The organism is Enterobacter wuhouensis, from assembly GCF_004331265.1.
GTDB lineage: Bacteria > Pseudomonadota > Gammaproteobacteria > Enterobacterales > Enterobacteriaceae > Enterobacter > Enterobacter wuhouensis.
Genome location: NZ_SJOO01000001.1, coordinates 696,706 through 708,872 on the forward strand (window position 1 = coordinate 696,706; position 12,167 = coordinate 708,872).

At 53.0% G+C, this 12,167-nt stretch carries 12 protein-coding genes; 8 read left to right on the top strand and 4 right to left on the bottom strand.

Annotation, left to right across the window (positions count from 1 at the left end):
- Positions 1-55: 55 nt before the first annotated feature.
- Together E0L20_RS03495 and E0L20_RS03500 are read left to right on the top strand one after the other, a co-directional pair.
- Positions 56-979: a LysR substrate-binding domain-containing protein gene (locus tag E0L20_RS03495; protein WP_131632704.1), complete on the top strand. Its 924-nt coding sequence runs from the start codon at positions 56-58 to the stop codon at positions 977-979.
- A 290-nt stretch (positions 980-1,269) separates the two neighbouring features.
- Positions 1,270-3,654, top strand: a complete 2,385-nt coding sequence (locus E0L20_RS03500; RefSeq protein ID WP_131632705.1) for a glucose/quinate/shikimate family membrane-bound PQQ-dependent dehydrogenase — start codon at positions 1,270-1,272, stop codon at positions 3,652-3,654.
- A gap of 75 nt (positions 3,655-3,729) precedes the next feature.
- Here E0L20_RS03500 and E0L20_RS03505 read toward each other — a convergent pair whose 3' ends face one another.
- The 3 genes from E0L20_RS03505 to E0L20_RS03515 all read right to left on the bottom strand — a co-directional run bounded on the left by E0L20_RS03505 (position 3,730) and on the right by E0L20_RS03515 (position 7,005).
- Entirely contained in the window at positions 3,730-5,421 is a 1,692-nt protein-coding gene (locus E0L20_RS03505; protein WP_131632706.1) for a methyl-accepting chemotaxis protein, read from the bottom strand.
- A gap of 159 nt (positions 5,422-5,580) precedes the next feature.
- Positions 5,581-6,699 (bottom strand): S-(hydroxymethyl)glutathione dehydrogenase/class III alcohol dehydrogenase, encoded by a 1,119-nt coding sequence (locus E0L20_RS03510; RefSeq protein WP_131632707.1) that lies wholly within the window; start codon positions 6,697-6,699, stop codon positions 5,581-5,583.
- A 30-nt stretch (positions 6,700-6,729) separates the two neighbouring features.
- Positions 6,730-7,005, bottom strand: coding sequence for a metal/formaldehyde-sensitive transcriptional repressor (locus E0L20_RS03515; protein WP_131632708.1), 276 nt, complete (start codon positions 7,003-7,005; stop codon positions 6,730-6,732).
- Positions 7,006-7,145: 140 nt separating this feature from the next.
- On the opposite strand from E0L20_RS03515, the gene E0L20_RS03520 reads away from it, so the two are divergent.
- The 5 genes from E0L20_RS03520 to E0L20_RS03540 all read left to right on the top strand — a co-directional run bounded on the left by E0L20_RS03520 (position 7,146) and on the right by E0L20_RS03540 (position 9,397).
- Positions 7,146-7,814, top strand: a complete 669-nt coding sequence (locus E0L20_RS03520) for an epoxyqueuosine reductase QueH (protein WP_131632709.1) — start codon at positions 7,146-7,148, stop codon at positions 7,812-7,814.
- 119 nt (positions 7,815-7,933) lie between these two features.
- Positions 7,934-8,206 carry a CsbD family protein gene (locus tag E0L20_RS03525; RefSeq protein ID WP_131632710.1) on the top strand — a complete coding sequence of 91 codons (273 nt, stop codon included), beginning with the start codon at positions 7,934-7,936 and terminating at the stop codon, positions 8,204-8,206.
- 228 nt (positions 8,207-8,434) lie between these two features.
- The gene (gene ycgZ, locus E0L20_RS03530; RefSeq protein ID WP_131632711.1) at positions 8,435-8,674 is read left to right on the top strand and encodes a regulatory protein YcgZ; all 240 of its coding nucleotides are present in this window, start codon (positions 8,435-8,437) and stop codon (positions 8,672-8,674) included.
- A gap of 159 nt (positions 8,675-8,833) precedes the next feature.
- The gene (locus tag E0L20_RS03535) at positions 8,834-9,094 is read left to right on the top strand and encodes a hypothetical protein (protein ID WP_242673380.1); all 261 of its coding nucleotides are present in this window, start codon (positions 8,834-8,836) and stop codon (positions 9,092-9,094) included.
- A gap of 24 nt (positions 9,095-9,118) precedes the next feature.
- Positions 9,119-9,397: a biofilm development regulator YmgB/AriR family protein gene (locus E0L20_RS03540; protein ID WP_131632713.1), complete on the top strand. Its 279-nt coding sequence runs from the start codon at positions 9,119-9,121 to the stop codon at positions 9,395-9,397.
- Between the two features lie 79 nt (positions 9,398-9,476).
- Here the strand turns inward: E0L20_RS03540 and E0L20_RS03545 are convergent, their stop codons facing one another.
- Positions 9,477-10,940, bottom strand: coding sequence for an EAL domain-containing protein (locus tag E0L20_RS03545; RefSeq protein WP_131632714.1), 1,464 nt, complete (start codon positions 10,938-10,940; stop codon positions 9,477-9,479).
- A gap of 327 nt (positions 10,941-11,267) precedes the next feature.
- On the opposite strand from E0L20_RS03545, the gene E0L20_RS03550 reads away from it, so the two are divergent.
- Complete coding sequence (locus E0L20_RS03550) at positions 11,268-12,152, top strand: MarR family transcriptional regulator (protein WP_131632715.1); 885 nt, start codon at positions 11,268-11,270, stop codon at positions 12,150-12,152.
- The last annotated feature ends 15 nt before the right edge of the window (positions 12,153-12,167 follow it).

Below are 12,167 nucleotides of genomic sequence, written 5' to 3' on the forward strand. Positions count from 1 at the left end.
TCAAAATTAAACAACTTAGCTTGTCACCCGCATCGCTCTGTTTTTAACATCGCCTATGGAAAAAAATGGTCTGTTCAGTCAGCGCATACGCTTGCGCCATTTGCATACATTTGTGGCCGTCGCTCAACAGGGAACGCTGGGGCGAGCGGCTGAAACCCTTAACCTAAGCCAGCCAGCGCTGTCAAAAACGCTGAACGAACTGGAACAACTCACCGGGACACGGCTGTTCGATCGTGGCCGTCTTGGCGCGCAGCTCACGCTCGTGGGCGAACAGTTCCTGACGCACGCCGTTAAGGTCCTGGATGCGTTGAACACCGCGGGCCAGGCGCTAAACCGCAAAGACGAGCAAACCACCGAGATTGTGCGCGTGGGCGCGCTTCCTACGGCTGCACTCGGCATATTGCCCCCCGTCATTGGCCAGTTTCACAAGCACCAGCGGCATACCACTATCCAGGTCGCCACAATGAATAACACCATGCTGCTCGCGGGGCTGAAATCTGGCGAGCTGGATCTGGGGATTGGCAGAATGTCGGACCCTGAGCTGATGGGCGGCCTCAACTACGAACTGCTTTTCCTGGAATCGCTGAAGCTGGTCGTTCGTCCTAAGCACCCCCTGCTGCAGGATACCGTGACCCTGAGCCGCGTCATGGAATGGCCTGTTGTGGTATCCCCCAAAGGCACCGTCCCACGGCAAAATGCCGAAACGTTGCTGCAGATGCAAGGCTGTACGATGCCATCCGGCTGTATCGAAACCCTCTCGGCGTCACTTTCTCGTCAGCTGACGGTGGATTTCGACTACGTTTGGTTCGTGCCGTCGGGCGCGGTCAAAGACGATCTGCGCCAGGGCACGCTCACCTCACTACCGATCATCTCGCCGGGCGCGGGAGAACCCATCGGTATATTAACCCGCGTTGACGCCCCGCTTTCTGCAGGGGCACAGACCCTGCTGAGCGCCATCCGCAAATCGATGCCCGCCTGATACCTCCTTATTGCCTGATTTTCTAACCCGTCATGGTGACGGGTTTCTTCTGCTCTCTAATCAAATAATGCGAAATCATTCATTAACAATTGCGCAAAACAATTTAACAGTTTTATCATAGCCACGAATTCACCAAATGGTTCGCACTACGTTTGTTAACCGTGAATTTATGCGCTAGCGAACCTCTCCCTAGCGTTATAACCAGCATAACCCCGTCTTTTGTTATCCATTTGGTACAGATGCCACACAGCACGGACCCTAACAAGACGGGCGTATTTAAGGAGACAGAAATGGCATTTGGCAGCGCGCCGCGCGGGATCCCTCGTATCCTGCAGTGGCTCCTTGCCGGACTGATGGCGCTCATCGGTCTGGCGGTCGGCGGCTTGGGCTTCAAGCTCGCGACGGTGGGAGGAAGTTGGTACTTCCTGATTATGGGCGTGGTGATGGTGATTGCCGCCATCCTGATTTTCACCGGCCGCACCAGCGGCATTGTGCTCTACGCAATCGCGTTTATCGCTTCACTCTTCTGGGCGGTGAGCGACGCAGGCTGGGATTTCTGGCCGCTCTTCTCACGCCTGTTCACGTTCACCGTGCTGGCGTTTCTGAGCGCCATCGTCTGGCCTTATCTGCGTGCTGCCAACGCCAGCGCGCCGGTGAACAAGACCCCGGCCTTTGGCGTCGCGGCAGTGTTGGCCGTGGCCATGCTGGTCAGCTTCGGCTGGATGTTCAAACCGCAAACGCTGGTGTCGGCCAACGAACCGGTGCCGGTGAAACCCGTCGCGCCGGGCGAACAGCAAAAAAACTGGGAGCACTGGGGTAACACTACCCACGGCGACCGCTTCGCCGCGCTGGATCAAATCAACAAGCAAAACGTTGGCGACCTGAAGGTTGCCTGGGTGGCGCACACCGGCGATATCCCTCAGAGCAACGGGTCAGGTGCCGAAGATCAAAACACCCCGCTGCAGGTTGGCGACACGCTGTACGTCTGTACGCCATACAGCAAGGTGCTGGCGCTGGACGTCGACTCCGGCAAGGAGAAATGGCGTTACGATTCGAAAGCCACTGCGCCAAACTGGCAGCGCTGCCGTGGTCTGGGCTACTTTGAAGATCATCAAAATGTGACAACGTCACAGGCCGATGCGCAGCCTGCCGCCTGCTCTCGTCGTCTGTTCCTGCCTACCACCGACGCCCGCCTGATTGCCATTAACGCCGACAGCGGCAAGGTCTGTGAAGACTTTGGCGATCGCGGTATCGTTGACCTGAGCGTCGGTATGGGCGAGATCAAGCCGGGCTACTACCAGCAAACGTCAACGCCGCTGGTGGCGGGTAACGTTGTGGTAGTCGGCGGACGCGTGGCGGATAACTTCTCCACCGGCGAACCGCCGGGCGTGGTGCGCGCCTATGACGTTCATACCGGTAAACTGGCATGGGCATGGGACCCGGGTAACCCGAACCTGACCGGCCTGCCGCCTGAAGGCCAGACCTACACACGCGGCACCCCGAACGTCTGGTCTGCGATGTCTTACGACGCCAAACTCAACCTGATCTATCTGCCGACCGGCAACGCCACCCCGGACTTCTGGGCGGGTGAACGTACCGCGCTGGACGATAAATACAGTTCATCCATCGTGGCCGTGGATGCTACCACCGGCCAGGTGCGCTGGCATTTCCAGACCACCCACCACGACCTGTGGGACTTCGACCTGCCTTCCCAGCCGCTGCTGTACGACCTGCCGGACGGTAAAGGCGGTACGACGCCCGTGCTGGTGCAGACCAGCAAGCAGGGCATGATCTTCATGATCAACCGCGAAACCGGTAAGCCGGTTGCGAAGGTGGAAGAGCGTCCTGTTCCGGCGGGTAACGTCGAGGGCGAGCGCTACTCTCCAACCCAGCCGTATTCCGTCGGCATGCCGATGATTGGCAACCAGACGCTGACCGAATCCGACATGTGGGGCGCCACGCCTGTCGACCTGCTGCTGTGCCGCATTCAGTTCAAAGAGATGCGTCACCAGGGCGTCTTTACCCCTCCGGGTCTGGATCGCTCCCTGCAGTTCCCCGGCTCGCTCGGCGGAATGAACTGGGGCAGCGTATCGGTCGACCCGAACAACGGCCTGATGTTCGTTAACGACATGCGTCTTGGCCTGGCGAACTACATGGTTCCGCGCGCGAATGTTGCCAAAAATGCGAGCGGCATCGAGATGGGCATTGTGCCAATGGACGGAACGCCGTTCGGCGCCATGCGCGAACGCTTCCTGTCGCCGCTGGGCATTCCGTGCCAGAAACCACCGTTTGGAACCATGTCCGCAGTTGACCTGAAATCCGGCAAGCTGGTGTGGCAGGTTCCGGTTGGTACCGTTGAAGACACCGGACCGCTGGGCATTCGTATGCACATGCCAATCCCAATCGGCATGCCGACGCTTGGCGCATCGCTGTCTACACAGTCTGGCCTGCTGTTCTTTGCCGGCACCCAGGACTTCTACCTGCGCGCGTTTGACACCGCCACCGGGAAAGAGATCTGGAAAGACCGTCTGCCGGTGGGCAGCCAGTCCGGGCCGATGACCTACGTTTCGCCGAAGACCGGTAAACAGTACATCATCATTAACGCGGGCGGTGCGCGTCAGTCGCCGGATCGCGGTGATTACGTTATCGCCTACGCGTTACCCGATAAGAAATAAGATGTGAAAAAGGGACCGAAAGGTCCCTTTTTTGTAGGTCGGGTAAGCGAAGCGTCACCCGACACTGCTGCCAACTCAGAACGTCTCCCAGTTATCCCCGGAAACCGCCGCCGCTGGCCGTAACGGCGCGCTCGTTGCTATAGGTGCAGACGGCACCGCGCGGCCCGTCTTTGCACCGCTCAGACGAAACGCCCCTACCGCTTCGGTCAGACGCGCGCCCTGTTCTTCCAGGGATGCCGCCGCCGCTGAGGCCTCTTCCACCAGCGAGGCGTTCTGCTGCGTCACTTTGTCCATCTCAGAAATCGCCTGGCTCACCTGCACGATGCCGCGGCTCTGCTCGTCGGACGCTGCGGCAATTTCCAGCATGATGTCGGTAACGCGCTTCACCGCCTCAACGATTTCATTCATGGTATTCCCTGCGGCAACCACTTCACCCGACCCCTGGTCGATCAAATTCACCGATTCGTTGATCAGGCTTTCAATCTCCTTCGCGGCGTTGGCGCTGCGGCTTGCCAGCGTACGCACCTCGCTCGCCACCACCGCAAAACCGCGCCCCTGTTCGCCCGCGCGCGCCGCTTCTACCGCAGCGTTGAGCGCCAGGATGTTGGTCTGGAAGGCGATGCTGTTAATCACCGCGGTGATTTCAGAGATTTTCTTCGAGCTGGTGGAGATGTTGCCCATGGTTTTCACCACGCCGGAGACCATCTGGCCGCCCCGGCTGGCTTTGCCGGAAGCGTCCTCCGCCAGCTTGCTCGCGTGGTGCGCGTTGTCGGCGTTTTGCTTCACGGTTGCGGTCAGTTGCTCCATGCTCGCGGCGGTCTGCTCAATGGCCGCGGCCTGCTGTTCGGTGCGTGAAGAGAGATCGGTATTACCCGCAGAAATTTCGCTGGTGCCGCGGTAAATCTCCTCGGCCCCCTGACGCACGGTGCCCACCGTGGTGACCAGCGAGTGCTGCATGGTCTGGAGGTCGCGCGAGAGTCGGCCAATTTCACTGCGTCCCGTGGCGTCGTCCGGCATCGTTAAATCGCCCCTGGCGATATTCTCAATGCGGGTGGCGGCACGCTGCAGCGGGTTAATGACCGTGCGGCGCAGCACGATAAAGGTGATTGCCGTCAGCACCAGCGCCAGCGCGAAGGCACCTACCATAAACATCAGGCCGAGCTGCGTACGCTTGTGCGCCTGAGAGGTGAGCGCGTTGGCACGATCGGTACGGATCTTAATCGCCTTCAGCAGAACATCGTTATAGGCATCGTCCAGCGGGCGCGCGGATTCGTTTTCATGATTGATGATGGCCTCAAACATGCCGTTTTTCGCGTATTTGAGCATCGGCTGAAGGCCGGCAACGTAGGCCTCGTAGCGTGTTTTGAGATCGCCATCCAGCGCCTCGTCTGCCGGAGTACGCACGCTGCGGTGCATGTAGGCGTTGAACCCTTCTTGCGACTGCTTAATCCGCTTTTCTGCCTCGCTGATGTTTTGCTTCATCGCATCCATTTCAGCGATACGGCTTGCGGCACCCGCATGGATCATATTGATGCGCGCGGTACGTAAATGGTTGGAGCTGTTCGATAACCCCGTACGCACCTGGATTTCAGCCGTGACATCCTGCTGGTCGTTATCTGCCTGCAGCAGGAAATAGCCCGCCAGCGCTGAGCTCAAGGCAAACAGAAGAATGATGCCACCGAGAATGGAGGAAAACAGCGGAACCAGCCTGATGTGATGCAAGAAGCTCAGCCTGTGCTGCGCCTGCATCGAAGTTGTGTTGTCCATGACCGTCGACTCTCTTATAGGTAAGATGCGTAAAAACACGCCTGTAAAATAGTCATCGGCACGGCGGGAAATTTGATTACGGCTAAAAGCGCCGGACAGGTCACACTTTAGAGAAGATTATTAGAGAAATGCCAGCGGCAAAAACCGCTGGCAGAATAATCAGTTGTCGCCGAAATGTATGACGGTACGGATGGATTTACCTTCATGCATCAGATCGAAGGCGTCGTTGATCTGCTCCAGCGGCAGGCGGTGGGTAATAAACGGGTCGAGCTGGATTTTCCCGGCCATGGCATCTTCAACCATGCCCGGCAGCTGGGTACGGCCCTTCACGCCGCCGAACGCTGAACCGCGCCACACGCGCCCGGTCACCAGCTGGAACGGACGGGTTTTGATCTCCTGACCTGCGCCCGCCACGCCGATGATGATGCTCTCACCCCAGCCTTTGTGACAGCACTCAAGGGCGGAACGCATCACGTTCACGTTGCCGATACATTCAAAGCTAAAGTCCACGCCGCCGTCGGTCAGCTCAACAATCACCTCCTGAACCGGCTTATCATGATCCTTAGGGTTAACGAAATCGGTCGCGCCCATTTCGCCCGCCAGCTTGAATTTCTCCGGGTTGGTATCCACGGCGATAATACGTCCGGCTTTCGCCTGTACCGCGCCCTGGATGACGGCCAGACCGATCCCGCCCAGGCCAAACACCGCGACGGTATCGCCCTCTTTAACTTTCGCCGTGTTGTGCACCGCGCCAATGCCGGTGGTCACGCCGCAGCCCAGCAGGCAGACTTTGTCCAGCGGCGCCTGCGGGTTCACTTTTGCCAGAGAGATTTCTGCGCAAACGGTGTACTCGCTGAAGGTGCTGGTGCCCATGTAGTGATAGATTGGCTCGCCGTTGTAGGAGAAGCGCGTGGTGCCGTCCGGCATCAGGCCTTTACCCTGCGTGGCGCGAACGGCCTGACAGAGGTTCGTTTTGCCGGATTTACAGAACTTACACTCGCCGCATTCGGCGGTATAGAGCGGAATAACGTGGTCGCCCGGCTTGAGGCTGGTCACGCCCTCGCCCACTTCTACCACCACGCCGCCGCCTTCATGGCCGAGTACCGCCGGGAAGACGCCTTCCGGATCGTCGCCGGACAGGGTAAACGCATCGGTATGACACACGCCGGTATGGGTAATTTTGATCAGCACTTCGCCCTTCTTCGGCGGTGCAACGTCGATTTCAACGATTTTCAGCGGCTGGCCGGGGCCAAATGCGACAGCTGCGCGAGATTTCATATTGTCTTCCCTTATGTGAGGTCTATGGGTTTATTTTAGATAAGAGCGTAGCAAATGGCCGACTTCTGCCATTCGCACCGCTCGCTGATCCGGTGTTGTCTCCCCCGTGACCAGCTCGTCTTTAAGGTGAATTTCGACCATTTCGCCCATCAGGCCGTTTGCTGCGCCGCGTACGGCGGCAATTTGCTGCAGGATGGCCAGGCACGGTTCGCCTGATTCCAGCGCGCGTTCCAGGGCATCAACCTGCCCGCGGATGCGGCGTACGCGGGTGAGAACGCGCTTTTTATCTTCGGGTGAATGCGGCATATGCGCTCCTGAATATACTGTAGGGGGGTATGGTATTTTATCCTGATGCATCCTGTAAAGCAGCGATCGACGCCGTTCATTTATAAGAGTCACGTATTGATGCTACAATTCTATAAATTTCATAAATATACGTGGATACGATGAGTACAACTAACTTTATCCGGCCTCAGCTTCAGCTGCCTAATGGCGCCGATAAGCTGCTCCTGCACTCATGCTGCGCGCCCTGCTCTGGCGAAGTGATGGAGGCCATCCAGGCCTCGGGTATTGAATACACCATTTTTTTCTACAACCCGAATATCCACCCTCAGAAGGAATATCTCATTCGCAAGGAAGAGAATATTCGCTTTGCCGAGAAACACGGCGTACCGTTTGTTGATGCTGATTACGATACGGATAACTGGTTTGAACGGGCCAAAGGCATGGAATGGGAGCCTGAGCGCGGGGTCCGCTGCACGATGTGCTTCGATATGCGTTTCGAACGGACGGCGCTGTACGCGGCGGAAAATGGCTTTAGCGTCATCAGCAGTTCGCTGGGCATCTCCCGCTGGAAAAACATGCAGCAGATAAATGATTGCGGTCAACGCGCGGCGGCACATTATCCGGGAATGACGTACTGGGACTACAACTGGCGTAAACAGGGCGGTTCTTCCCGCATGGTCGAAATCAGCAAGCGAGAGCAGTTCTATCAGCAGGAGTATTGCGGATGCGTGTACTCGCTGCGCGACAGCAACCTGCACCGTAAGACGCAAGGCCGACCGCTGATCAAGATTGGGAAACTCTTTTACGGCAAGGATGAGGGCGACGAGTAGGATCTCACTGCGGTAAAGATATATCCGAAAATCGACACCTTTCGTGCTTTTTTGCTGTTTCTTTCTGTCAGATCGCTCAGTTAACGCTAACCTTTAAGTATCTACAAAAGGAGGTAATGATGTCTGATTTCGACGCTGATAAACACGCAGATTACGCTGGAGATAAAGCGAAAAACAAACTCGACGAGCTGGCTGGCTCAGCCCAACAGCAGTTTGGCGATTTCGTCGACTCACCAAAGCATCAGGTGAAGGGCGCGGCCAGAAAATATGCCGCTCAGGCCAGTGACGCGGTTTCCGATGTCACTGAAGCCGTGCGTAACAACCCGCTGTCGGGCTTGATTGCTGCCGGTGCGGTAGGTGTTGTTCTCGGCCTTCTTCTGGGCCGCAAATGATTGCAGGCCCTCCGGGGCCTGATTCTTCATCTCCTCGCCATTTCCCCTCTGCCACACCGTTTACATCCCGCAGCGTTGCTTCATTTTTTCCGCCTATGCGTAAAACCTCAGTGAATACAGGTATTTTAAAAAGCAAAAACTTGTACATTTTTTCTGTACAGTTATCGTCTCATGGTATAGATTCAATCACATCGATGTTACTAAAATGTTCTACAACGGTGGAAAACCATGAGAAGCAACCGCGAAGCATCTTCAGCAGAACACGCTATTACGTTGTATTTTAACAAAAACAACGTACCTACCCAGCAGGAGACGCTTGGGTTGATCGTGGGTGAAATCATTAAAGAAAATGTACAACTGAGCAGAATGACAATTTGTACAAAACTTTTGCGGCGTATTGAAGAATCCTCATGCGAGGAGGAAAAGGCCCACTACAACGGCCTTATTGCCCTCTTCTTTGAGCGATAATGCGAAAAAGATTTTTAACTTACTAAGTTGGTTTCGCTGGGATAAAGAATATATTTATCGATACGCGATAACTAACCCAGTGCTGCAGCCTGAAGTGTGCAGCAGAGTGAGATTGAAGCTATGCATAGAACCAGATTTGAACGACTAAAAGATGACTTAATGGGTGAAGCCGTCTTATCAATTTTGAAAGAAAACGCGCCAATCACCTTTGCATCTCTGGCTAATCGGCTAAAAACGATGGCTAACGTTGAATCAAATGATGAACGCAAAAATGCATTGATCGCAGCTGAGGATGAGGTACGTCAAAGGATAACGGGCGTTTCACGCGAGCGAGGGAGCGTGATGGGCGATTACGACGTTGGCAGAATTCGTTCTCTCTTTAAAAAAGACACTCTTCTTCCCCCGGATAAGAAACACTAATTTGCAACGGACACGGTGACCACCATGAGCAAGGCGATGAGACAGCAGACGTATAATTTTGAAGCACTGCACGATAAAGGACTGGCCGATCATTTTCTGAATGCGGGTAATCACCTCAATGATGAGGCTGAAGTGTTAGGCTCTGCCATCCGCTGTATTATGCTTTGTGGTGATAACCTCTCTAATAAAGAGGTGATATTGCAGCTGATACACGCGCTTGAAATTACGCACGAGCCTGAAGCCTGCGATGTGATTCGTAATACGCTTGAAATTGTTGTCGGGTTTACGCGCGACGATATCTGAGATCGATACAGAACATTTATAAATTAAAAACTAACGCGCTGGTGGGCGAACTTCACCGCCCACCAGCGCCATTATTATTTTAGCTAAACAACCTCACCATGCGATCCAACTCCTCCTCCTTAACCGCCTTTGAAAGATAATATCCCTGAAAGCTTTTCACGCCTAAGGCAACAAGCTTATCGAATTTCTCTTCGCTATCGACACCTTCCGCAATGCAGTCACTTCCGGTCATATCGCTATAAAACTGGATCGCTTTAATAAGATTATAATCATTGTCATTGGCGACAAAATTGTCGACGATATCACGATCCAGCTTAAGCCCATCAAAATGAACGTGGCGGACGGGAAATAAGGTATGGTGGCTTGAGAAACAATCATCCAGGAACAATCGACAGCCGGTATTACGCAAACGCTGCATTGTTTCGGGGATCGTATGATCCTTTGTGACGTCAATGGTTTCAGCAAATTCAAACACCAGCTTCTCTGACCACTGCGGGTTAAGCAGCATCTCCGTCGCCTTTTTTGCCATTCCGGGGAGCGCATTTCCCGTTGCTAACGGCGGTGGAATATTCACTGAAAAATAATATTTCCCGTTGTATTTGTTAATCCCGGAAACGGCCGCGTGGATAACGAGCGCCGTTATTTTCAACCAAATTTCGACGTTGGAAATATCACATAAAAAGGCTGTTGGCTTCAGGATCTTACCGTTTTGATTCCAGCGCAAGAGGATCTCAAAGCCGACTCCCTTTTTATAGCGATCGGTGATAATCTGATACGCAGGGAATATTTCTCTTTTAAGCAACGCGTTAAATACCTCAGCTTCCCGGCTGGTTAGCGCCTCTTTTTCAATTTTTCGACCGCCAGCGCACTCCATTTTAAACGCATTCGGATCGTTCAACCACAGACGGATATGATGAAGTTTTCGTATTCCTTCCTTTCGATGCGTATAGATTGTCTTATCTGACAAGCCCATTATTTTGCATTGTTCTTTCACAGTCATTCCGCGGTAGAAATTCAATAATACATCTACTTCGCGTTTCGTCAGGCCTTTCAAACTATCCTTATAAGAATAAGCCAGGTTTCCCTCGCGCAATAAGCGCGCGCAATTCTTTACTGCCTTTGGGTTGTTTTTCACACATTCTATAATATCCGAAAGAGAGGCGATTCGAATCCGGGACAATTTGCTTTTGCTATTCAAAAGGCTGCCAAGCGTTTGTTGTAACCAGCTGTCCGGTATTGTTCCATAGAGCGTAACCCGCTTTATGACGGGCAGCGCATTCAGAACCGAAGCAAGCTTCTTTAAGCTTTCAAGCAGGTTGACAATATCTCTGCCAAGAAAAACTGAAATGATAGCATCATGATTTAACAGCATATTCTTTACATCCTGCTGCCTTACGTCGTCCGCATCAAACTGGATGCGCGAAGCGCCTATTCCCTGCTCCTTAAGAAACAAGCTATATCCCTGAAACGTAAAGCCACAGGTTGAGATAACAAACTCTTGCTCATGACAAGCAGTATTTTCGTGATACATATTTTGGGCCATAAGCTGCTCCTGGGTAAAAGGCACGATTCCGCTGGCAGAAAAGAATCACTGCTAAAACGAAAGCGTCTATTTACGAATGTGCGAATGTTAACGTTAACCTTTTGTAAAAATAATCTTACAGTACACCCGCATTTTTATACACATTAATTAACGCTAAGAGGCAGAACATCTTTGTGTTAATCAACCCTCGAATTCATACGCAGCATAAATATAACAATCTTTTCAAATAACGACGGTAAATATCTCATTTGCAGGGTATAATGACGTTGCCGAACAGAAGACTGGATACTTCATTTCATCAGTTCGTTAAAACAAGAGAGAAATGCCATGGATAATCATATCTCATCCAGGGCTTTGCTACATCGAAGAGATGTCATCAAGAATAACCCTCGATTTAGCGAAGCAATATTAGAGCACTACAAAATAAATGACACCATCTACAAAAAACAACCCTTGTTCTACAAGACAATGCTTCAGGAATCCCGATTCAACATTATCCTTTCAATGTGTTGCTTTATATTTGGTAATCAGGCCGAGTCAGTTTCCGAGATAAAGGAGTTATGCTCTCGATATCAGATAGCCAGCCCGAACAGCGTCATTGCAATCATCACGTTACTTCGCACGACCGGACGCATTAAGACCTGGCGATGCACGGAAGACCGGCGCAAAACTATAATTGCACCAACGCAAAAAGGGCTGGATGAACTTAAACGCTATATGTCTGGCGCTTTTATACCTGTCAGTATTTTGTATCCAGCCTTCAACATTAACGTCAACCTTTTAGATAACGATGCTTTAAGAAATAATTTTTTCCGCCGAGCAGCAGAATACCTGTTTCGGGGATTAACATTCAGAAAGGTTTTACCCGAAGTAGGGTTATTTATCGATAAAGACGGAGGGCGTATGATTATGCTGTATATCTATCTGCAGGCCGTTAAAAATAAAACCGCACACGGTGCCATAATTGATTATTCAGCCAGCACGCTTGCAAAGGAATTTTTTGTTTCGCGGATCCACGTAAACCGGATAATGAAAACGGCTCAGGAGTCAGGCTACCTTAAAGATCGGGGCGACGGTCGCATGTCGGTCTATCCCTCATTTATTGAGCTTGTCGAAAATTATGCCGGGCTCTACTTTGCCTACGTGACGCATTACATTAACGTTGTTCCCAAAGAGAGACGCACCACGCTTAGCATGACCTCCACGGTATAACAGCACCGGCGTTCG